Origin of the sequence: Pseudoxanthomonas sp. LjRoot143 (genome assembly GCF_964252945.1) — a bacterium.
Taxonomy (GTDB): domain Bacteria; phylum Pseudomonadota; class Gammaproteobacteria; order Xanthomonadales; family Xanthomonadaceae; genus Pseudoxanthomonas_A.
The window spans coordinates 2,198,027-2,219,017 of sequence record NZ_CAXUPM020000001.1; the positions used below are offsets into that span (position 1 = coordinate 2,198,027).

The following is a 20,991-nucleotide window of genomic DNA, read 5'->3' on the forward strand; positions in this document are numbered from 1 at the left end:
TGCCGCAGTCTCAGTTCACGGCGAGTCTGGCCACGACCGCCTGTGCCGCGGAATCGACCAGTCGCCACACCCTCTCGAAGTCCTCCGGCCCGCCCGTGTAGGGGTCCGGCACCTCACCGGCCGCCTCAACCCCGGCCCACTCCAGCAGCAGGCCGACGCTCCCGCGCGGCGGCACCGGCGCCACGCGCAGGACGTCACGGACGTTGGCATGGTCGGCGCACAGGATCCAGTCGAACGTTTCGAAATCGCGCACGGACAGCTGGCGCGCGCGCTGTCCGCTGATATCCACGCCATGGCGGCGGGCACAGGCGATGGCGCGCGGATCCGGCGGCTCGCCCGCATGCCAACCGCCGGTTCCCGCGGAGTCGATCCGCACCTGGCGGGCAAACGGCGAGGCCGCCAGTCGTGCGCGCAGCGCGCCTTCCGCCATCGGCGAACGGCAGATGTTGCCGAGGCAGACGACCAGCAGGTTCACGCCTGCGCCTGCAGGATCGCCTCGGCGCGCGCGAGGTCTTCCGGCGTATCGACGCCAGGGGGGAACGGTTCCGGCGTCAGCGCCACCGCGATGCGATGCCCTGCTTCCAGTACCCGCAACTGTTCCAGTGATTCGATCTGCTCCAGCCGGCCCGGTGGCATCGCCGAGAAGCGACGCAGGAACCCGGCGCGGTAGGCGTAGATGCCGATATGCCGCAACCATTGCCCGGGTGGCAGCGCGTCGCGCGACTGCGCGAACGCATCGCGGTGCCAGGGAATGGGCGCACGACTGAAGTACAGCGCATCGCCATTGGCCGCGCGCACCAGCTTGACCGCATTGGGATCGAACAGCGTGGCCGCGTCATCCACCGGCACCGCCAGCGTCGCCATCTCCGCGCCGCTGGCGGCCAGCGTGTCGGCGACGGTGCGGATACCGGCCGGGGGCGCGAACGGTTCATCGCCCTGCAGGTTCACCACCAGCGCATCGTCGGCCCAACCCGCGATGTCGGCACACTCGGCGAGGCGGTCGCTGCCGGAGGCGTGCCGCTCGGAGGTCATCGCCACCCGTACCTCGGTGCCCTGCAAGGCGTCGAGGATGCGCGTGTCGTCGGTGGCCACCCAGACCTCGCGGGCGCCGGCGGCCAGCGCGCGCCGGGCGACATGCACGACCAGTGGCGTGCCGCCGAGCAGCCGCAACGGCTTGCCGGGCAGACGGGACGCCGCATAGCGGGCGGGAATGGCGACGATGAAATCGGTCATCGGAATCCGTATCCGGGTCGGAGAGTGGGTGCTACTTCGCAACGACGTTCGCGGACGACCCAAGCTTCTCCAGCAGGGAGATCCAGAACGCTTCGGGTAGTTTTGCGGTGACCGGCACGCTGTAGAACCACGCATTGGCGAACGCGGCGCACTTCACCGCGTCCTTCTCGGTCATCAGCACGGGTAACTCGCTGCCGAATGCGAAATCCTCCGCGCGGTAATCGTGGTGGTCGGCGAAGGCATGCGGCACCACCCCGAGCCCCCCGTTGCGCAGCATGGTGAAGAAGCGGCCGGGATTGCCGATGCCGGCCACCGCGTGCACGCGCTGACCCGCGAACGCCGACAAGGGCTTCGGCCGCCCCCCACGCAGGGGCAACGCATCGTCGGCCTGCAGGCGCATCGGCCATTCGCCGAATTCCGCGGCGCTGTCGGGTTCCGGCAGGTTGACCACGCGGAAGTCGCAGGCCGCCGCCCGCGCGACGGGTTCGCGCAATGGACCGGCCGGCATCATGCGCTCGTTGCCGTAACGGCGCGCGCCGTCGATCACTTCGATCTCCACATCGCGCTGCAGCCGGTAGTGCTGCAGGCCGTCGTCGCAGATCACGACGTCGCATCCGGCCGCGACCAGCGCCTTCGCCGCCGCGACGCGGTCGCGATCCACGCGTACGCGGGTGCCGGTGTGGCGTGCAATCAGGACGGGCTCGTCACCGCCGTCGGCAGGCGGCGTCGCCGCATCCACCCAGCGCGCCTGACTGTCATCGTCGCGACCGTAGCCACGACTGGCTACGCCAGGCTTGAAACCGGCGGCACGCAGTCGTTCGACCAGGGCGATCGTCAGCGGCGTCTTGCCGGTGCCGCCGGCCGTGATGTTGCCGACCACGACGACCGGCACGCCGACACGGTGCCGACGCAGCACGCCGATGCGGTACAGACGGCTCCGCAATGCGACCAGAGCACCGTACAGGCCCGCCAGCGCACGCGCCCACGCCGGCACCGGGCCATCGCCGAACCAGTAGGCCGGGGGCTGGGGCATCATGCGGCGACTCACCCCGCCTCGCCCTCGCGGAACTGCATCTGGTACAGGTGGGCGTACAGCCCTCCACGCGCCAGCAGTTCCGCATGCGTACCCTGCTCGACCAGGTGTCCCTGGTCCAGCACCAGCACCTGGTCGGCGTGCTCGATGGTCGACAGGCGGTGCGCGATGACCAGCGTGGTGCGGTCGGGCATCAGCTTCTGCAGCGCGTTCTGCACCAGGCGTTCGGATTCGTTGTCGAGCGCGGCGGTGGCTTCATCGAGGATCAGGATCGGCGCGTCCTTCAGCATGGCACGTGCGATCGCCAGACGCTGGCGCTGGCCGCCCGAGAGCCGCCCGCCCTTGTTGCCGATCGGCGCCTGCATGCCCTCGGGCAGTTCGCTGACGAACTCCATCGCGTTGGCGCTGCGCACCGCGTCCTCCATGGCGGCCGCCGCCGCATCCTGCAGTTCGCCGTAGGCGACATTGGCCGCGACGGTGCCGTCGAACAGCATGACCTGCTGCCCCACGAGGGCGATCTGCCGGCGCAGGTCGGCCAGCCGATAGTCCTGTAGTGGATGGCCGTCCAGCAGGATCTGGCCGGATTCGGCCTCGTAGAACCGCGGGATCAGCTTGATCAGCGTCGACTTGCCGCTGCCGGAGCGGCCGACGATGGCGGTGACCGTGCCGGGCCGCGCAATGAAGCTGATGCCTTCCAGCGCGGGCCGGCTCTGGCCGGGATAGCGGGTGGTGATGTCGCGGAATTCCAGCAGACCCTGCGCGCGATCCAGCGGACGCGTGCCCGCATCGTTCTCGTCATCGGCATCGAGCACGGAGAACAGCCGCTGCGCCGAGGCCACGCCCCGCTGCAACATGTTCTGCACGTTGGTCAGCTGCTTGAGCGCGGGGATGATCGCCATCATCGAGGTCATCAGCGAGACGAAATCGCCGGCGGTCAGTCGGCCCGCCATCGCCTCCCGCCCGGCGATGAACAACAGCGCCGCCAGTCCCGTCGCGCCCATCAGCTGCACCGTCGCCGACGAAATGGCGCGGGTGGATTCCACTTTCATCGACAGGCTGAGGTTGGTGTTGGCCAACGAGGAGTAGCGCGCCATCTCGACGGACTGGGCCCCGTAGACTTTCACTTCCTGCTGGTTGGACAGCGTCTGGTCGGCCGCCTGCAACATGTGCCCCGCGCTCTCCTGGATGCGGTGGCTGATGCGACGGTAGCGCTTGGCCACCTTGTCCATGACCCACGCCAGCGGCGGTGCCAGCACCAGAATGGTCAGCGTCACCTGCCAGCTGTACCAGAGCATCACGCCCAGGGCGCCGATCACCTGCAGCGATTGCTGGACCATCACCTTCATGGCGTCGATCGCGGCCTGCGATACCTGGTCGCTGTCGGAGCCCAGGCGCACCAGCATCGACGGCACCGGTTCGCTGTCGAAACGCTGGCCTGGCAGGCGCAGGTACTTCGCCAGCACTTTCACGCGCAGGTCCCGCGAGATGCTGCGGGCCGCCTTGCCCATGCTCATGTCGGTGATGTAACCCGCGATGCCGCGGACGACAAACAACCCGATGATGGCCAGCGGCATCCACTGGTTGATGTCCTGCGGCGTCACCAGATTGTTGGTGATGGGGCTCATCAGCACCAGGAAGCCGCTGCCCGCGGCCGCCTCCAGCAGGGCGCCCAGCGCCGCCAGCGCCAGCAGCCCGCGATACGCCTTGGCGAAGCCGAGCAGTCGCTTGTAGACCTGCCAGGGCGAATCCGTCGCGGTCACTTCTGCGCCTCCGGCGCGGTGGCGATGTTGATCTTGCGGAAGCCCAGCTGGCCCAGCGCATCCAGCGCGGTCACCACCGCCTGATGCGGCGTGCGGGCATCGGCGCGCAACAGTACCGGCCGGCTGCGGTCGCTGCCGGCGACCTGCTGCACGGTCTGCTTCAGCGCATCGATGTCGGGGCGGAGCACTTCATGCTCGTCGACGAAGTAGCGGCCATCGGCATTGACCAGCACGCTGAGCGCTTTCACCTGCGCGGCCACCGGTTCGCCGGTCGCGCTCGGCAACTGCAGCTGCAGCATCGAGCGCGCATCGAAGGTGGTGGTGATGACGAAGAAGATGATCAGCACCAGGATCACGTCGATCAACGGCACCAGGTTGATCTCGGGTTCTTCCTGCGAACGGTCGTCGCGGATGCGCATGCGCCGGCCTCAGGCGTTGGTCGGCGCCGCTGCCGGCGCGACTGCGCCGGACGGACGGGCGGCGGGACGCGGATGGCGGGCTTCCAGCGCATCGACCAGCGCGGTGGCTTCCTTCTCCATCTCCATCACATAGCCGGTGACCTTGCCGCGGAAGTAGCGATGGAACAGCAGAGCCGGGATGGCGACGATCATGCCGGCCGCCGCGCACACCAGCGCCTTGCCGATGCCGCCGGCCAGCGCATTGACGTCACCCACACCACTGTCCTGGATACCCAGGAACATCTGGATCATGCCGACCACGGTGCCCAGCAGGCCCAGCAGCGGTCCGGCCGAGGCGATGCTGCCCAGCGCATTGAGGAACTTCTCCATGCGGTGGACCACGTGGCGTCCGGTGTCCTCGATGCGCTCGCGGATCTGGTCGCGCGGCTTGTTGCGGACGTCCAGCGCCGCGGCCAGCAGTTCACCCAGTGGGGAATTGCGGCGCAGGGACTCGATGTGAGCGGGTTCGAGCTGGCCACGGCCGGCCCAGGCGCGGACTTCCTCGCCCAGCCCGGGCGGCAGGATCTCCTTGCGGCGCAGCGACCAGAAACGTTCCACCACGATGGCCAGGGCCAGCACGCCGAGCAGCAGCAGCGGGATCATCGGCCAACCGCCGGCCTTCACCAGTTCCAGCACGTTCAGTCCTCCGGCGCATCGGGCCGTCCTTCTTCCAGCCGATAGGATAGCCCACCGGCCTGCCGGCGCCGCACGGCGTCCCACCAGCGCGCCCGGTCGTGACGCCGTTCACGCACCTGCAGCCCGCCCTCGCCCAGCCACACGCGCAGCGCGCCACCGGACTGGGTATCCAGCACCTCGGCCCCCTGCCTGCGCCAGCGCACCACCACGTCGGCCCGTGGGTGACCGAAGCGATTGCCTGCGCCACTGGCATTCAGTACCAACCGGGGCGAGGTGGCGGCAATGAAGGCCGGATCGGAGGACCCGGCGCTGCCGTGGTGCGGCAGCACGACCACCTGGGAGCGCAGCGCGTCCGCATCACGATGGACCAGCCCGCGCTCGACGATGGCGCCAATGTCCCCCGGCAGCAGCAGGCCGCCTTGCGGTGTCTCTACTTTCAGCACGCAGCTCGCTTCGTTGCCCAGATAGGGGAAATGCAGGCCCGGATGCAGGAAACGGAAGCGCACGCCATCCCACGTCCACGATGCGCCGGCGACGCAGGCCGCCCGCGCATCCACCGGGCTACCCGGTGGGGCCAGCACCGTGCGCACCGGCAAGCTGTCGCGCACGGCGTCGACGCCGCCGGCGTGGTCGTTGTCGCCATGACTGACCACCAGCGCGTGCAACCGGGATACACCGAGCGCGCGCAGGGCTGGCACGACGGCGCGCTCGCCAGCATCGAATCCCTCTTCCACCGCGGGCCCTGCATCGAACAGCAGGGCATGGTTGGCCGTGCGCACCAGCGCGGACAAGCCCTGTCCCACGTCGATCACCACCAGTTCCACCTCGCCCTCACGCGGCCGCTCGCGGTCGGGCCACAGCAGCGGCAACCACAAAAGCAGCGCAAGCGCCTTGCCTGGCACACCGCGCGGCAACAGCAGCCAGAAGCCGCCTGCCAGCGCCAGCCACAGGGCCCACGACGGACTCTCGGGGAGCCACCACAAGGCGTAGCGATGCTGCGCCACCTGTTCGAACACCTGCCAGCTCGGCGCGAAGCAGGCCGCCGCCGCACGCCATGCCCAGATGCCCGCACCGGGATGCACGGCTTCCAGACCGGAGCCCACCAGCGACAGCGGCACGACCACCAGGCTCCACCACGGAATCGCCACCAGGTTCGCCAGCGGTCCGGCCAGCGATGCCTGTCCGAACAGCACCGCGGTGAATGGCAGCAGCCCCACGGTAGCGACGCCCTGCGCAGGCAGGAACGCCTTCGCCCAGTGCAGCGACGACGGCAGGCACCACGCCAGCCACGCCACGCCGCCGAAGCTCAACCAGAAGCCGGCCGCCAGCAACGACAGGGGATCGAAGAGCAGAACCACCAGCATGGCGAGCGCGAGGACATCCACGATGCGGACATGGCGGCGGGCCAAGCGTGCGAGTACCACCACCGCGATCATCAGTACCGTCCGCACCGTCGGCAACGCGAACCCCGCCACCGCCGCGTAGGCCAATGCACCGATCAGGGCGGCGGCACCCGCCGCCTGCGGGCGCGGCACACGACGGGCCAACGCCGGAACAAGCCACCACAGCCCGGCCGCTGCCAACGCACACGCGCCGGCCACCATGCCGACATGGAAGCCGGAGATCGCGACCAGATGGGTCAGCCCGGTGGCACGAAGCACCTGCCAGTCCCGATCGTCGAGTCCTCGCGTATCGCCAAGCGCCAATGCCCGCACGAAGCGTGCCGGGCCATCCGGAACGCCCGCGACGATGCGGTCCGACATGCCGCTGCGCCAGGCATCGATGCCCCGGCCTGCCGACAGCCTGTTTACTTCGCCTCCGTCACGCACATAACCCGTGGCACTGATGCGCTGCGCTGCCGCGTAGCGTTCGGCGTCCACGCCCCCCGGATTCGCCAACCCGCGCGGCGCCCGCACACGGATGCGGAACCGCCAACGTTCACCGGCTTGCAGCTGCATTCTTGGTCCTGGCTCGATCGCACCGAAATCGTCGTACCAGGCGAGCCGCAGCAGCCGCCCCCGCAGCGGCGCCGGCTGACCGGACTCGTCATCGACATGCAGAAGGAAACGCGTGCGTCGCGCCTGCGGTTCCGGCAGTCCGACCACCTGTCCGACCACGATCACCTCGCGCCCTTCCCACGCTGTCGGTAGTTGGACGCCCAGGCTCCACGTCGCGTGCAGGCCAGCCCATGCCAGCCCCGTAAGCCATGCGCCGACCCAGCGCCCGCGAGAGGGCCACCACCACGCGGACAGGCCCATCACCAGCAGCAGCCAGAGCACCCAGGACGCAGGCAATCGTGGTTGCCACAGCATGCCGACCATGCCGAGCAGCAGCGCCGCCACGCATGCCAGGCCCGCGGGCGGCGGAGACGCCTGCCAACGTGCCCGCATGTCAGCGGTCCAACGGGCTGAGCACGGCACCTGCGCCGCGGTTGAGGACGTGCGTGTAGATCTGCGTGGTGGCCACGTCCTTGTGGCCAAGGAGTTCCTGCACCGTGCGAATGTCGTAGCCGCTTTCGATCAGGTGGGTGGCGAAGGAATGGCGCAGCACATGCGCCGTCACCGGCTTTGCGATGCTTGCCAAGTGCTGCGCGCGCTTGAGCGAGCGTGAGAGCATTGCCTCATCCAGGTGATGGCGTCGCCAACAGCCCTCGCGTGGGTCGTGGCTGAGGCGCTGCGCGGGAAACACGTACTGCCATCCCGGTTCACGCGCCGCATTCGGATACTTGCGGGACATGGCATGCGGCAGCCACACCTCACCCGCGCCCAGTGCGAGATCCTGCCGGTGCAGGTCATGGACCCGCTGCACCTCCGCCTGCAGGCCGGCCACCAGCGATGCGGGCAACACCGTCCGCCGGTCCTTGCCACCTTTTCCCTCGCGCACGGTGATCTCGTTGCGGGCGAAGTCCAGATCCTTCACGCGCAGCCGCACGCCCTCCATCAAGCGCATGCCGGTGCCGTACAGCAATTTCGCCAGCAAGGCCATGCGGCCATCCATCTGCGTGAGCAACGCCCGCACTTCCGTCTGCGACAGCACCGTCGGCACCCGTTGCGGTCGCTTGGCGCGGACCACCTCGTCCATCCACGCGAGCTTCAGGCCCAGCACCTCGCGGTACAGGAACAGCAACGCCGACAAGGCCTGGTTCTGCGTGCTGGCGGCGACGTTTCCCTCGACCGCCAAGCCGGTCAGGAACACCTCGACCTCTCCCGCCCCGAGTTCGCGCGGATGACGCCTGCCATTGGCCACGACGAACCGTCTTATCCAGCCCAGGTAGGCCCGCTCGGTCCGAAGGCTGTAATGCCCTGCCCGCAACCTGCGGGCCACTTCCTCCAGCAAGCCCGGACGCCGCACCACCGCAGCGGCTTCCGATACCACCCCATCCCTGCCCTGATAATCCATGACCACCGCATTCCATGCGAATAACGCAGCCAAACTCGCATGGACCATCGCGCCCCACCATCGGACAAGTCACTGAAACCACATGGGAAAATCCCGATTGACGCGCCCGCACGCAATCTGAATACTCGGCGCTATCACCCCGAAATGGGGTCTATTAGGCGTTAGGGGGCTTGGAGAGTGTCATCGTCGCTGAAGCCACTGAAATCAGTGGCGCACAACGTCTGCCATCAGTTCGCCAGCACGCTCAATTACTGGGCCGGCGATTACGGCATTAATCACTTCGCGCGATCGGTCGTTGCTGCCGGCGGCTCCGTCGCCGTGGATCTCCTTGCTGGCACGTCGCGGCCGCCCTTAGCCGGAGAAGGCGCCTTGGGTGTGCAGCAGCTGGCTTCTGCTCTTCCGGCCCTGCTGGTCAAGGAAGGCTTCGAGACTAACCTGCTGTCCTCCGCCGTCGCCCACTACCGGGTTCACGGCCCCTTGCCTGAGCCCGGCGGCAACGTAGCGTACGATTGCCGCGTAGAGTTCATTACGTCCGGGGGACGCTCGTACATGGTTGAGCTTTCCGAGCTCAACGCGCCGTAGCAGCCCCCTAACAATTCATTCAAGCCGAACCCGCTTCGCGGGTCGGCTTAACTCAGGCGTTAGGCGCCTTAGCAGGTGAATCGCATGCCAAGTCCAAAGTACTTGATTGCCCACGCCTGCTTTGAGTGCCGCAAGAGCTTCAAGGTTGCGCCCCGCCAAGACCTGTCGGCTGTCTGCCCCAGTTGCGGCGGGACAATCCACGAGATGGGCCGTTCGTTCAAAGCGCCTCCCGCTAAAGACTTGGCGCAATGGACAAAGGTGCAAGCCTTGTTCGCGGCGGGCTTCCGCTTCTTCAGCTATCGCAGCACTTCCGGACCACCGCTTCCGGACAAGTTGGCTGACGTCGAGGCTTTCATCCGTGACAATCCAGCGCATCCACTCCGGGTGGCGGCGCCTAACAATTCATTCAAGCCGACGCCGCTTCGCGGCACGGCTTTATCCAGGCATTAGGCATCTGTGACAGATAGTCGCGTCCACATAGCTGTTCCGGAGCCGCACTACACGCTCTTCAACAGCACTCGCAATGACCTGCCAGAGGTCATTGTGGTCAATGACGCATTGCTAGCCTTCCAGCACCATGAGATCTTTCCTTGGCACCTTGAGGTGAGTATCCAAGCCGAGGATTTGGCTGACAAGGGCATGCCAACCCCGGAGGAAAGTCAGCTTCTGTTTGAGATCGGCGACAAGATTGAATCCGCCGTTGAAGGCAGGAACTCCCTGTTCCTCGCGCGCAGCACTTGGGATGGCCTTCGGCAGCTATCCTTTCGCGTACATGATCCTGAGCTGGCCAATGACACTTTGCAGTCACTATTAGCAGACAAGCCACATACTCGGTTCTGGGAGTACCGCATGCATCATGATCCGGAGTGGCAAGAGGCAGGCTATATCTTCAGGCTCTTCCCTTTAGCAAACGGGCCAGATGCCTAACAATTCATTCAAGCCGAACTTGTCCGCTGCGCGGCCATGTCGGCTTAATTCAGGCCTTGGAGCACATGAAAGAGATCTTCTGTCCGGCGTGCCAGAAGCAGACTCCGACAAGGCCGTGGGACTTCGCACCGGGACTCAAACTAGCGCGCGACCTCTACTGGTGCCGTACCTGTCATGAGTGGTTTGCTTTCTCGGACAGATCCAGAAGGATCGCCTTGGGTGCCACTGTGGCTTCCATCTTTCTAGGGGTGTTCGCGCTGCGCATCTCTCTCGACTTCTCTGACGATCAACGCATGACCGGATGGCCCGCTTTCGCATGCCTCATGCTGATTCTCGTGTTTGCCAATGTGGCCTCGGCTGTTGCACTCAGATCCACAGCCGAACTAGTTGGGCCGATCGACCATGCGCCCTAACAATCCATTCAAGCCGACGCCGCTTCGCGGCACGAATTGACTCAGGCGCCAGACCTCATGAAGCCATCCTCCTACCAGCACAACGAGTTCTTCGCGCACCGTCCACTGTCTGGCGTGACCTTCAAGCACAACGATGCCGTTGATATCGTTGGTGGAGACTATGCCGGCAACTCCGGATCTATCGTCGGTTTGGATGAGTTGGGTGAGGATCCGTGTCACCTCGTCGAGCTTGGCTCAGGCCAAGACGTGTTCATCAGCCAATCGTGCCTTTGCTTGGCCGAGGCCTAACAATTCATTCAAACCGATACCGCATCGCGGGCGGACTTCATCCAGGCATCAGATCAATGCGAACTATTCTTGGCATCTTCGTCATCTCTGCAAGCACCGCCGCGCTCGCATCAGGATCGCTTGTTCCCACAAGCGACCCTGGAAGCGATTGCGTCGCAGCCGCCATTTATGCGGACTGGACCATGGGCAACCGCAAGTACGATGAGATCCATTGCTCCGTGAACGAGGATCCCGCCGCCTACGTTCGCTGCCTGTCGAACGCATCAGCGGACAAGGACAAATCCATCCCGTTCTTCACCGACAGGTGCAATGCCGAGGACGAGGGCGCCTATATCAGTTTCAATGGCCAAACACACCATGTCCGGCGGGAAGCCCAACAACCTCATCGCTACGTCAGGTACGCAGGAACCTATGAAGGCAACGGCGTGGTCGTCCGCATCCTGCCGACACGACTCATCAAGCGATACGTCGACGAGTCAGACCCTCATGACGTGAGGGTCAGATATGCCGTTGATGTATTCATTCAGTACGGCAACGAAACCGCCAGGATCGCCGCCATCTACGACGATCAACGCTGATGGCAGGTCGTGGCCCGACCTGCCATTCAAACCGGGTCTGCCCACCGGCCCGGCCCAGGCGCCACGCTTCTCCAGACGATTGGGCCAGCAGAGCAGGACTGCGGCGACCAGCATCGAGGGACTGCGACACGCCTGCCTTCAGGCGCCAGCTTGCGGACGCGCCGGCCTGGGGTGAGATCGTGTCGCCGTGACTCAGACGGCGTCGTGCGCCAGTTCGCGCAGCTTGCCTTCGTGCAGTTCCAACACGCGATCCAGCCGGCGCGCCAGACGGCGATCGTGCGTCACCATCACCAGACTGGTCTTCTGTGCACGGTTGAGTTCGAGCATCAGGTCGAACACGGTCGCCGCGGTCTTCTCGTCCAGATTGCCGGTGGGCTCGTCGCCCAGTACGCAGGCCGGCTGGGTGACCAGGGCACGCGCCACTGCCGCCCGCTGGCGTTCACCGCCGGACAGTTCACCCGGCTTGTGCGCCAGGCGATGGCCGAGGCCCACCGATTCCAGCAACGCCTTCGCCTTGCCGGACGCGGACTCCGCACCCGCACCACCCAGCATCACCGGCATCATGACGTTCTCGAGCGCGGTGAATTCCGGCAGCAGGTGGTGGAACTGGTAGACGAAGCCGAGCGAGCGGTTGCGCAGCTGACCGCGCGCGGCATCGGACAGCGACGACATCTTCTGCCCGGCGACATAGACCTCGCCCGAGGTCGGCGTATCGAGCCCGCCCAGCAGGTGCAGCAGCGTGCTCTTGCCGGCACCGGACGCACCGACGATGGCGACGGTCTCGCCGGGCTGCACGTTGAGCTCCAGCCCGTCGAACACCGGCGTGCGCAGCTTGCCTTCGGCGTAGGTCTTGCCCAGCGCCTCGGCGTGGACGACAGCAGAACGGATAGCGTCATTCATAGCGCAGCGCCTCCGCGGGCTGGGTGCGGGCAGCGCGCCACGCGGGATACAGGGTGGCCAGGAAACTCATCGTCAAGGCGACGGCCGCAATCACCACGACTTCGCTGCCGCTCAATTCGTAAGGCAAGCCGGTGATGTAGTACACGTCCGGCGGCAGCAGCGTCACCTTGAACACGGACTCGATGGCCGCGAGGATGTACTGCAGGTTGATGGTCAGCAGGATGCCGCCGATCACGCCCATCACCGTACCCATCACGCCGATCAGCACGCCCTGCACCATGAACACCTGCATCACCCCGCGCGGCGTCAGGCCCAGCGTGCGCAGGATGGCGATGTCGGCCTGCTTGTCGGTCACCAGCATCACCTGCGAGTTCACCAGCGAGAACGCGCCCATCAGGATGATGAACGACAGCAGGATGCCCATCACCGTCTTCTCCATCTTCAGCGAGTGGTAGAGGTTGGCGTTCTCGCTGGTCCAGTCGCTGATGCGGTACGGTCCCTGCAGTCGCAGCGCCAGATCGCGCGCGACGTCCCAGGACTGGTACATGTCGTGCAGTTTCAGCCGCACGCCGGTCACGCCCTCGCCCATCCGCAGCACGCGCTGCAGGTCGCCCATGTGGACCAGTGCCAGATTGCGGTCGACGTCGTTGTGGCCGACCGAGAAGATGCCGCTGACGGTGAAGCGCTTGATCTTCGGCATCGCGCCCATCGGCGTGCCCTGGAAATCGCCGGCGGTAACCACGACGCTGTCGCCAACACCGACGCGCAGCCACGCGGCCAGTTCCTGACCGAGCAGGATGTGGAACTCGCCCGGCTGCAGCGAATCCAGCTTGCCCTGCTTCATCTTGTCGCCGATCACCGAGACCTTTGGTTCTTCGCCCGGCAGGATGCCGGTCACCAGTGCACCCTGCGGATCGGCGTTGCCGGTCAGCATGGCCTGTACGTTGATGAAAGGCGCTGCGCCGGAGACGCGCGGATCGTCCATGGCGATCCTGGTCGCATGCGGCCAGTCGTGCATCGCCTCGCCCGCCCCCATCACGGTGGCGTGCGCGGTGGCCTGCAGCAGGCGGTCGCGGATCTCGCGCTGGAAGCCGCTCATCACCGACAGCGTGGTGATCAGGATCATCACGCCCAACGCGATGCCGACCACCGACGCCAGCGAGATGAAAGAGATGAAACCGTTGCGGCGCTTGGCGCGGAGATAGCGCAGGCCGATGGCGACAGGGATGGGTTTGAACATGGGCCTATGGTGCCCGATCCCTCCGATGCCGCCCAGCGTCCCCGTCGCCCGCAGCAAGCCGGAGTTCACGCCGCTGCCGGGCCGGCAGCGTGTCCGGCCACCACGCGGCGTGCTGCCAGCGCCCGCCAGGACGCGCCCGCCAGCGCAGGAAGGCCAGCGGGCCACGCCAGTGCAGGCGCGCCTCGAACATCGGTTCGCCGTCCACGTTCGACGTGCGGTCGTTGCCGGGGAACCAGAACGCGCGGCGCGCCTTCCGCCCTTCCCTGCGCGCCCGCCACGCGCCGTACGCGAGCGCGCCGAGGGCGACGACCCACGCGAGAGGACGCGGCATCTCGCTGGCCAGCACGGAGACCGCGCCCAGTACACCCAACAGCATCAGCAGCGCCTGCAGCAGGCGCGAGGGCCGCCACTCAAGCCGGCAGTTGACGGATCCGTTCGACCAGCGCGGCGAGTTCCGCATCGGGACACTGCTCGTAGCCCATGAACCAGCGCCAGAGCTTATCGTCCTCGCAATCCAGCAGGCGTAGGAAAACCACGCGCTGCGGTTCGGATTCGGTCGCCCAGCAGCGGTCGAGATAACGGCCAAACAGCTGGTCCAGTTCGCGCATGCCGCGGCGGCAGCGCCAGCGGATGCGCTTGAGTTCGGGATCGTCGGTCATGCGGCCGCCAGGGCCAGCGCCAGCCGCACCCAGAAAGCGATCAACACCAGCGTCGCCAGCGCATAGGCCACGAAGCGCGTCATGACGTGGTTGTAGCTGCAGTGGACCCCGCTGTGCACCGCGCGCAGGCCGACGAAGGCCCAAGCCAGTGCGAGCGAGACGGCATCGGCCACCCCGATCTGCGCGGCCAGCAGCACGCCGACATAGAACAGCACCGGCAGTTCGAACAGGTTGCGGAAGTTGTCCGACGCACGCGTGTCGACCAGCAGGCGGACCGAATCGGCCGCGTTGGCCAGGTCCTGGGCATCGATGCGCTTGCGCGCCATTTCGCCCAGCCGCAGGTGGTACAGCCTGACCCACACGAGGAAGGTCAGGCCGGCCATCGCCACGGCTGGCCAGAGGATCGCGGTGGCGGATGCGTCGGTCATGCGGTCAGGCGCGTCGCGCCATCATCAGCTTCTTGATCTCTGCGATCGCCAGCGCCGGGTTCAGGCCCTTCGGGCAGGTGCGCGCGCAGTTCATGATGGTGTGGCAGCGGTACAGCTTGAACGGATCTTCCAGATCGTCCAGGCGGGCACCGGTGTCCTCGTCGCGCGAGTCGATGATCCAGCGGTAGGCCTGCAGCAGGATCGCCGGGCCCAGGTAGCGCTCGCCGTTCCACCAGTAGCTGGGGCAGCTGGTCGAGCAGCAGGCGCACAGGATGCACTCGTACAGGCCGTCCAGCTTCTTGCGGTCTTCCGGCGACTGCAGGCGCTCGCGGTCCGGCGGTGCCGGGGTCTGCGTGCGGATCCACGGCTTGATCGACGCGTACTGCGCGTAGAAGTGGGTCAGGTCCGGTACCAGGTCCTTCACCACCTCCATGTGCGGCAGCGGATAGATCGGCACTTCGGCCTTGGTGCAGTCGCCGATGGCCTTGGTGCAGGCCAGCGTGTTGGTGCCGTCGATGTTCATCGCGCACGAACCGCAGATGCCCTCGCGGCACGAGCGACGGAACGTCAGCGTGGGATCGATCTCGTTCTTGATCTTGATCAGCGCGTCCAGAACCATCGGACCGCACTTCTCGAGATCGATCTCGTAGGTGTCGGTGCGCGGATTGGCGCCGTCGTCCGGGTTCCAGCGATACACCTTGAAGGTGCGCACGTTCTTGGCGCCCTTCGCGGGAAAGTGCTTGCCCTTGGTGACGCGCGAGTTCTTCGGGAGTGAAAATTCGGCCATGTGTCAGGTCTCCCGGCTCAGTAAACGCGTGGCTTGGGCGGCACCACATCCACGTCCTTGCTGAGCGTGTACATGTGCACAGGGCGGAAATCGAAGCTGCACTTGCCGTCTTCGGCGACGTTGACCAGCGTGTGCTTCTGCCAGTTGACGTCGTCGCGCTCGGGGAAGTCCTCGTGCGCGTGCGCGCCGCGGCTCTCGTGGCGCTGCTCGGCCGAGTTGATCGTGGCGACCGCGCTCAGCAGCAGGTTGTGCAGCTCGTAGGTTTCGATCAGGTCCGAGTTCCAGATCAGCGAACGGTCGCTGACCTTGACGTCCTGGAAGCTGGAGAAGATGTCGGCCATCTTGTCACAGCCTTCCTTCAGCGTCTTGCTGGTGCGGAAGACGGCGGCGTCGGCCTGCATGGTGCGCTGCATGTTGTCGCGGATCACCGAGGTCGGCGTGTCGCCGTTGGCGTTGCGCAGCTTGTCCAGGTGCGACAGCGCCTTCTCGCAGGCATCGCCGGCCAGCGGCTTGTGCGATGCACCGCTCTTGATGGTCTCGGCGCAACGGTTGGCGACCGCACGGCCGAACACCACCAGGTCGAGCAGCGAGTTGGAGCCCAGGCGGTTGGCGCCGTGCACCGACACGCAGGCCGCTTCGCCTATCGCGTACAGGCCCGGCACCACGGCGTCAGGGTTGTCGCCGACCTTGCGCACGACTTCGCCGTGGTAGTTGGTCGGGATGCCGCCCATGTTGTAGTGCACGGTCGGGATGACCGGGATCGGCTGCTTGGCCACGTCCACGCCGGCGAAGATGTGGGCGCTCTCGGCGATGCCGGGCAGCTTCTCGTTGATGACTTCCGGGCCCAGGTGGGTCAGGTCGAGCAGGATGTGGTCCTTGTGCTCGCCGACGCCGCGGCCTTCGCGGATCTCGATGGTCATCGAACGGCTGACCACGTCGCGCGAGGCCAGGTCCTTGTAGTGCGGCGCGTAGCGCTCCATGAAGCGCTCGCCGTTGCTGTTGCGCAGGATGCCGCCTTCGCCGCGGACACCTTCGGTGATCAGGCAGCCCGCGCCGTAGATGCCGGTCGGGTGGAACTGCACGAACTCCATGTCCTGCATCGGCAGGCCGGCGCGCATCACCATGCCGCCACCGTCGCCGGTGCAGGTGTGGGCGGACGTCGCCGAGAAGTACGCGCGGCCGTAACCGCCGGTGGCCAGCACCACGCCATGGGCGCGGAACAGGTGCAACGTGCCCGTGGCCATGTCCAGCGCCAGCACGCCGCGACAGGCACCCTCTTCGTCGAAGATCAGGTCCAACGCGAAATACTCGACCATGAAGCGCGCATCGTGCGCCAGCGACTGCTGGTACAGCGTGTGCAGCATGGCGTGGCCGGTGCGGTCGGCGGCCGCGCAGGTGCGCTGCGCCGGCGGACCTTCGCCGTACTTGGTGGTCATGCCGCCGAACGGACGCTGGTAGATCTTGCCTTCCTCGGTGCGGGAGAACGGCACGCCGTAGTGCTCCAGCTCGATGATCGCCGGGATCGCCTCGCGGCACATGTACTCGATGGCGTCCTGGTCGCCCAGCCAGTCCGAGCCCTTGATGGTGTCGTAGAAGTGGTAGCGCCAGTCGTCCTCGCCCATGTTGCCCAGCGCGGCGGAGATGCCGCCCTGCGCCGCCACGGTATGCGAGCGGGTCGGGAAGACCTTGGTCAGGCAGACGGTCTGCAGGCCCTTGGCGGCCAGGCCGAAGGTCGCGCGCAGGCCGGCGCCGCCGGCGCCCACCACGACCATGTCGTACTTGTGTTCGGTGATCTTGTAAGCGGACATGTGGCTCAATTCCCCAGCGCGATGCGGGCCACGGCGAAGACGCTCACGATGGCGCCCAGCACGGCGATGAACTTGACGGTGGTCTGCACCGCGAGGGCGAGCAGCGAGTTGTGTACGTAGTCTTCCAGCACGACCTGCAGGCCGAGTTGGGCGTGCCAGAACATGGCGACCAGAAAGCCGACCAGCAGCATGGCGTTCCACGGCCTGGCGATGGCGGCGGTGGCGGTGACGTAGTCGGCACCCATCAGGCTAAGCACGAACACGAGGAACCAGATGGTCAGCGCGACCAGCGCGGTGGCGGTCAGGCGCTGATGCACGAAGTGCTCGGTGCCGGTCTTGGCCGAGCCGAGTCCACGTGCGTTCTTGATGGGGGTACGGAAGTTGCTCATGCGCCACCTCCCAACAGTACGTAGCCCCAGATCAGGGCGGTGATGACCAGGCTGCCGATCACCGACATCCAGCTGGTGCGCACGAACGTGGCGATGCGGTAGCCGATGGCGAAGTCCTGCACGATGTGGCGGAGGCCGTTGCACAGGTGGTAGGCGAAGGCCCACGTCCAGCCGAACAGGAACAGCTGGCCGTACCAGGCGCCGGCGAGGCCGGTGACGCAGTTCCAGGCATCGGGACCGATCATCAGCGCCACCAGGCCCGCGGTGATCACCAGGGCGCCGCCGGCGAGGATGATGCCCGTGGCGCGGTGCAGGATGGACGTCGCCATCTGGATCTGCCACCGGTAGACCTGGAGATGGGGGGAAAGCGGACGTTGTGGAGTCGCCATTCGTTGCGCTCGTTGTCTCGGCTGGGCGGTCGGACCGCGTTGGCTTTTGGGTGTACTGCTCAGAAATCGATGCAGCGCCCGTTCTTTTCCCAATCCCCGTAACGCGTGGGCTCGGGCCCGTCGCGGCCTCCGATCTCCTTCTGCACGGCCGCGGCTCCGGCACCTTCGCCCGCGGTCGGCGGCGTGGTTTCGGACGGCTGTGTTCCGGGATCGGGGTCGGGAATCGGGGGAGTTTGACCTATCATGTCGGTCTCGCAACGCACAAAATTTTAATCCCCGCCCCCTTGGCTGACAACCTTTCCCGTACCAGTCCACCGGTTTTCGCCCTGCCCGACCACGCCCTGGTGGTGCTGGAAGGCCCGGATGCCGTGGCGTTCGCCCAGGCGCAATTTGCCAACGATGTCGTTTCGCTCGCGCCCGGTCATTGGCAGTGGAATGCGTGGCTGACGCCCAAAGGACGTGTGATTGCGGTGTTTGCGCTCGCCAGGCGGACCGACGACAGCCTGTGGCTGGTGTTGCCCGACCACCCCGCGGGCGATTTCGCGGAAGCACTGCGCCGGTTCGTATTTAGACGAAAGTTGAAGATCGTCGTCCCGACCAACATCGCCGTCAGCGCGACGTTCGCCGAATCCGCACGCGCGCAGGGCGCCGTGCTGGGCGAGACGGGAGACGCCATGGAACTCGACGTCGGCGGCGAAGGTGGCCCGCGCACCTGGCGCATCGGTCCCGCCACAGCAGAAGATGCGACCTCGCAGGCCGCCTGGCAGGTCGCCGACCTGCGCCATGGCCTACCCCGCCTGCCCGCCTCGCAGCGCGAACAGTGGACACCGCAACAGCTCGCGTTGGACCGGTTGGCCGCCTACAGCGTCAAGAAGGGCTGTTATCCGGGTCAGGAAATCGTGGCCCGTACGCACTTCCTCGGCAAGGCGAAGCGTTCGCTGCAGTGTTTCGTCTCCGATAACCCGGTTGCCGACGGCGTGGCGGTGCGCGAGAACGATCGCGACGTGGGCGAAGTCGTCTGCGCCACGTCCCATGGCACGGGGAGCGTGATGCTGGCCGTGATGCCGCTGGAACATGCGGGTCACGATGTGGTTGCTGATGGCCACCTGCTGACACGGCAGCCCTTGCTGGACGGCCTGCGCCGCTGAGCCTTTCCGCGCGTCGATTGATCCACGTCAATGACGCACGCGCGCGCAGACCTAGACTGCCCCGATACCCGAGCAGGAGGCATGCGCATGCACCATGACGTCATCATCATCGGCGCCGGACCGGCCGGTCTTTGCCTGGCCAAGGCCCTGTGCGACCTCGAACTGAAGGTCGCCGTGGTGGAGCGCCAACCGCGCGCCGCGATCGCCGAGCCCGCTTTCGACGGCCGTGAGATCGCGCTGACCCATGCCTCGATGCGCTTGCTGCGCGACCTCGGCATCTGGCAGCACCTGCCGGACGATGCCTGCTCACCGTTGCGCGCGGCACGCGTGATGGAAGGCGACTGCCTGCACGACATGCGCATCGATGCCGGCCTCGCCGGCACGCCGGAGCTGGGCATGCTGGTGCCCAACCACCGCATCCGCGAAGCCGCATGGAACGCCGTGTGCGACCTGCCCGGCCTGGACCTGTTCGACAGCGCGCGCATCCACGCGGTCCGCACCACCGACGACCATGCCTGCGTGACGCTGGGCGATGGCCTGCGGCTGGAGGCGCCGCTGCTGGTCGCGGCCGACAGCCGCTTCTCCGAGACGCGTCGCGCGATGGGCATCGGCGCCGACCAGTACGATTTCGGCAAGAGCATGCTGGTCTGCCGCATGCATCACGAACAACCGCACCAGGGCGTGGCATGGGAATGGTTCGGCCACGGCCAGACGCTCGCGCTGCTGCCGCTGCAGGAGCACCAGGCCTCCGTGGTGGTCACCCTTCCCGACAGCGCCGCCAAGCGACTCGCCGCACTCGACGTGGATACCTTCGCACGCGAGATGGAACAGCGCTACGGGCATCGTCTCGGCCATATGCGGCTGGAGAGCAGCCGGCACGTATATCCACTGGTCGGCGTATACGCACGCCGCTTCGTCGGCCGCCGCTTCGCCCTGGCGGGCGATGCGGCGGTGGGCATGCACCCGGTGACGGCGCATGGCTTCAACCTGGGGCTCGGCAGCGTGGAGCGGCTGGTCGACATGGCACGCGAAGCACTGCGCTGTGGTGGTGACCTGGGAGGCGTGGAAGGGCTGGCCCGCTACGAGCGCCGTCACCGCCGCGGGTCGCGCCCGCTCTACCTGGCGACCCGCGCGATCGTCGAGCTCTACACGAACGACCGCGCGCCCGCGCGCATCGTGCGCGAAACCGTCCTGCGGGCCGGCCGGCGACTCACGCCGTTCCGGCGCATGCTGGCGCGTACGCTGGCCGATGAGCGCCCACTGGATCGGCATCCGCTGCAGCGCCTGCGCGATGGCCTGGCGCTGCTCCGACCGTAGCGCGCGCCGCGCGCGAATCCGGACCCTACGCGCTGCCCTGAGGTCGCGCGCGTGGCGCAGGCTACGCGCCGAGCCAGGCGTCGAAACGATCGAGGAACGACTGCAGGCGCCTGCGCAGCCGCTCGTCGGCGATGACGCCATCGGCGTCGATCTGGCCTTCGCGGTACTGGATGGCGATCTCCGGCTGCGGCAGCACAGCGACATCCACCGCCGCCAGCACGTTGCGCAGGTGCTGCTGCGCCGACACCGTGCCGTGCGCGCCCGGCGATGTGCCGATCACGCCCGCGCGCTTGCCGGCGAAGGAATTGCTTCCGCCCGGTCGCGAACCGATGTCGATCGCGTTCTTCAGCACGCCTGGAATCGACCGGTTGTACTCCGGGGTGACGAACAGCAACGCGTCGCAGGCTTCCACCTGCTGCTTGAAGCGCAGGCCCGCCGCAGGAAAATCCGCGTCGTCATCCTGGTCGTACAGCGGCAGGTCTGCGATGCCGATCTCGTCGAATACGAAGCGATCACCCGCCAACGCCTGCACGGCACCGGCCAGCTGGCGGTTGAACGAGCCGGCGCGCAGGCTGCCGACGATGAGGCCGATGCGGGGCGTGGACATGTCCGTTCCTCA

Annotated in this window: 27 protein-coding genes; 8 read left to right on the top strand and 19 right to left on the bottom strand. The window is 66.8% G+C overall.

Annotated elements, in window-relative coordinates:
• Positions 1-10: 10 nt before the first annotated feature.
• Genes ACSQ1W_RS10345 through ACSQ1W_RS10380 form a run of 8 tightly spaced genes read right to left on the bottom strand, consistent with a single transcriptional unit; the run spans position 11 to position 8,519 of the window.
• Positions 11-475: a low molecular weight protein-tyrosine-phosphatase gene (locus ACSQ1W_RS10345; protein WP_436043287.1), complete on the bottom strand. Its 465-nt coding sequence runs from the start codon at positions 473-475 to the stop codon at positions 11-13.
• Positions 472-1,233 (bottom strand): 3-deoxy-manno-octulosonate cytidylyltransferase, encoded by a 762-nt coding sequence (gene kdsB, locus ACSQ1W_RS10350; RefSeq protein ID WP_192267584.1) that lies wholly within the window; start codon positions 1,231-1,233, stop codon positions 472-474. The genes ACSQ1W_RS10345 and kdsB overlap by 4 nt, the downstream gene beginning before the upstream one ends.
• A gap of 31 nt (positions 1,234-1,264) precedes the next feature.
• Entirely contained in the window at positions 1,265-2,269 is a 1,005-nt protein-coding gene (lpxK, locus tag ACSQ1W_RS10355; protein ID WP_436043289.1) for a tetraacyldisaccharide 4'-kinase, read from the bottom strand.
• A gap of 8 nt (positions 2,270-2,277) precedes the next feature.
• On the bottom strand, positions 2,278-4,026 hold the full coding sequence (msbA, locus tag ACSQ1W_RS10360) for a lipid A export permease/ATP-binding protein MsbA (protein WP_436043291.1): 1,749 nt from the start codon (positions 4,024-4,026) through the stop codon (positions 2,278-2,280).
• On the bottom strand, positions 4,023-4,445 hold the full coding sequence (locus tag ACSQ1W_RS10365) for an ExbD/TolR family protein (RefSeq protein WP_436043293.1): 423 nt from the start codon (positions 4,443-4,445) through the stop codon (positions 4,023-4,025). The genes msbA and ACSQ1W_RS10365 overlap by 4 nt, the downstream gene beginning before the upstream one ends.
• A gap of 9 nt (positions 4,446-4,454) precedes the next feature.
• On the bottom strand, positions 4,455-5,120 hold the full coding sequence (locus tag ACSQ1W_RS10370; protein ID WP_192267576.1) for a MotA/TolQ/ExbB proton channel family protein: 666 nt from the start codon (positions 5,118-5,120) through the stop codon (positions 4,455-4,457).
• A gap of 2 nt (positions 5,121-5,122) precedes the next feature.
• Positions 5,123-7,510: a DNA internalization-related competence protein ComEC/Rec2 gene (locus ACSQ1W_RS10375; protein WP_436043294.1), complete on the bottom strand. Its 2,388-nt coding sequence runs from the start codon at positions 7,508-7,510 to the stop codon at positions 5,123-5,125.
• A gap of 1 nt (position 7,511) precedes the next feature.
• Positions 7,512-8,519, bottom strand: a complete 1,008-nt coding sequence (locus tag ACSQ1W_RS10380) for an integron integrase (protein ID WP_192267575.1) — start codon at positions 8,517-8,519, stop codon at positions 7,512-7,514.
• Between the two features lie 177 nt (positions 8,520-8,696).
• Between ACSQ1W_RS10380 and ACSQ1W_RS10385 the strand changes: the two genes are divergently transcribed.
• The 6 genes from ACSQ1W_RS10385 (at position 8,697) to ACSQ1W_RS10410 (ending at position 11,307) form a co-directional block, all read left to right on the top strand.
• A complete protein-coding gene (locus ACSQ1W_RS10385; protein ID WP_436043296.1) occupies positions 8,697-9,101 on the top strand; it encodes a hypothetical protein in 405 nt (134 codons plus the stop codon).
• A 204-nt stretch (positions 9,102-9,305) separates the two neighbouring features.
• Complete coding sequence (locus ACSQ1W_RS10390) at positions 9,306-9,551, top strand: hypothetical protein (protein WP_436043298.1); 246 nt, start codon at positions 9,306-9,308, stop codon at positions 9,549-9,551.
• A gap of 6 nt (positions 9,552-9,557) precedes the next feature.
• The gene (locus ACSQ1W_RS10395) at positions 9,558-10,028 is read left to right on the top strand and encodes a DUF695 domain-containing protein (protein ID WP_436043300.1); all 471 of its coding nucleotides are present in this window, start codon (positions 9,558-9,560) and stop codon (positions 10,026-10,028) included.
• A 65-nt stretch (positions 10,029-10,093) separates the two neighbouring features.
• Complete coding sequence (locus tag ACSQ1W_RS10400) at positions 10,094-10,441, top strand: hypothetical protein (protein ID WP_436043302.1); 348 nt, start codon at positions 10,094-10,096, stop codon at positions 10,439-10,441.
• 57 nt (positions 10,442-10,498) lie between these two features.
• The gene (locus tag ACSQ1W_RS10405) at positions 10,499-10,729 is read left to right on the top strand and encodes a hypothetical protein (RefSeq protein WP_436043304.1); all 231 of its coding nucleotides are present in this window, start codon (positions 10,499-10,501) and stop codon (positions 10,727-10,729) included.
• A 182-nt stretch (positions 10,730-10,911) separates the two neighbouring features.
• A complete protein-coding gene (locus tag ACSQ1W_RS10410) occupies positions 10,912-11,307 on the top strand; it encodes a hypothetical protein (RefSeq protein ID WP_436043306.1) in 396 nt (131 codons plus the stop codon).
• Positions 11,308-11,499: 192 nt separating this feature from the next.
• Here ACSQ1W_RS10410 and lolD read toward each other — a convergent pair whose 3' ends face one another.
• Genes lolD through ACSQ1W_RS10460 form a run of 10 tightly spaced genes read right to left on the bottom strand, consistent with a single transcriptional unit; the run spans position 11,500 to position 18,152 of the window.
• Positions 11,500-12,207, bottom strand: a complete 708-nt coding sequence (gene lolD, locus ACSQ1W_RS10415; RefSeq protein WP_192271460.1) for a lipoprotein-releasing ABC transporter ATP-binding protein LolD — start codon at positions 12,205-12,207, stop codon at positions 11,500-11,502.
• Positions 12,200-13,447 (bottom strand): lipoprotein-releasing ABC transporter permease subunit, encoded by a 1,248-nt coding sequence (locus ACSQ1W_RS10420; protein ID WP_436043308.1) that lies wholly within the window; start codon positions 13,445-13,447, stop codon positions 12,200-12,202. The genes lolD and ACSQ1W_RS10420 overlap by 8 nt, the downstream gene beginning before the upstream one ends.
• A gap of 4 nt (positions 13,448-13,451) precedes the next feature.
• Positions 13,452-13,907 carry a hypothetical protein gene (locus tag ACSQ1W_RS10425; protein WP_436043310.1) on the bottom strand — a complete coding sequence of 152 codons (456 nt, stop codon included), beginning with the start codon at positions 13,905-13,907 and terminating at the stop codon, positions 13,452-13,454.
• Positions 13,858-14,106 (bottom strand): succinate dehydrogenase assembly factor 2, encoded by a 249-nt coding sequence (locus ACSQ1W_RS10430; protein WP_192271466.1) that lies wholly within the window; start codon positions 14,104-14,106, stop codon positions 13,858-13,860. Before ACSQ1W_RS10430 ends, ACSQ1W_RS10425 begins: the two co-directional genes overlap by 50 nt.
• A complete protein-coding gene (locus tag ACSQ1W_RS10435) occupies positions 14,103-14,534 on the bottom strand; it encodes an MAPEG family protein (protein ID WP_436043312.1) in 432 nt (143 codons plus the stop codon). Before ACSQ1W_RS10435 ends, ACSQ1W_RS10430 begins: the two co-directional genes overlap by 4 nt.
• A 4-nt stretch (positions 14,535-14,538) precedes the next feature.
• Positions 14,539-15,321: a succinate dehydrogenase iron-sulfur subunit gene (locus ACSQ1W_RS10440; protein WP_436043314.1), complete on the bottom strand. Its 783-nt coding sequence runs from the start codon at positions 15,319-15,321 to the stop codon at positions 14,539-14,541.
• Positions 15,322-15,338: 17 nt separating this feature from the next.
• On the bottom strand, positions 15,339-17,129 hold the full coding sequence (gene sdhA, locus ACSQ1W_RS10445; protein WP_436043316.1) for a succinate dehydrogenase flavoprotein subunit: 1,791 nt from the start codon (positions 17,127-17,129) through the stop codon (positions 15,339-15,341).
• Positions 17,130-17,134: 5 nt separating this feature from the next.
• On the bottom strand, positions 17,135-17,518 hold the full coding sequence (sdhD, locus tag ACSQ1W_RS10450) for a succinate dehydrogenase, hydrophobic membrane anchor protein (protein ID WP_436043317.1): 384 nt from the start codon (positions 17,516-17,518) through the stop codon (positions 17,135-17,137).
• Positions 17,515-17,907, bottom strand: coding sequence for a succinate dehydrogenase, cytochrome b556 subunit (gene sdhC / locus ACSQ1W_RS10455; RefSeq protein ID WP_192271473.1), 393 nt, complete (start codon positions 17,905-17,907; stop codon positions 17,515-17,517). Before sdhC ends, sdhD begins: the two co-directional genes overlap by 4 nt.
• A 59-nt stretch (positions 17,908-17,966) precedes the next feature.
• A complete protein-coding gene (locus ACSQ1W_RS10460; protein ID WP_436046165.1) occupies positions 17,967-18,152 on the bottom strand; it encodes a DUF1674 domain-containing protein in 186 nt (61 codons plus the stop codon).
• 39 nt (positions 18,153-18,191) lie between these two features.
• On the opposite strand from ACSQ1W_RS10460, the gene ygfZ reads away from it, so the two are divergent.
• Together ygfZ and ubiM are read left to right on the top strand one after the other, a co-directional pair.
• Positions 18,192-19,055 carry a CAF17-like 4Fe-4S cluster assembly/insertion protein YgfZ gene (ygfZ, locus tag ACSQ1W_RS10465; protein ID WP_436043318.1) on the top strand — a complete coding sequence of 288 codons (864 nt, stop codon included), beginning with the start codon at positions 18,192-18,194 and terminating at the stop codon, positions 19,053-19,055.
• Positions 19,056-19,142: 87 nt separating this feature from the next.
• Positions 19,143-20,372 (top strand): 5-demethoxyubiquinol-8 5-hydroxylase UbiM, encoded by a 1,230-nt coding sequence (gene ubiM / locus ACSQ1W_RS10470; protein ID WP_436043320.1) that lies wholly within the window; start codon positions 19,143-19,145, stop codon positions 20,370-20,372.
• Positions 20,373-20,433: 61 nt separating this feature from the next.
• On the opposite strand, the gene ACSQ1W_RS10475 is transcribed toward ubiM, so the two are convergent.
• A complete protein-coding gene (locus tag ACSQ1W_RS10475) occupies positions 20,434-20,979 on the bottom strand; it encodes an NADPH-dependent FMN reductase (RefSeq protein WP_436043322.1) in 546 nt (181 codons plus the stop codon).
• Between the last annotated feature and the right edge of the window lie 12 nt (positions 20,980-20,991).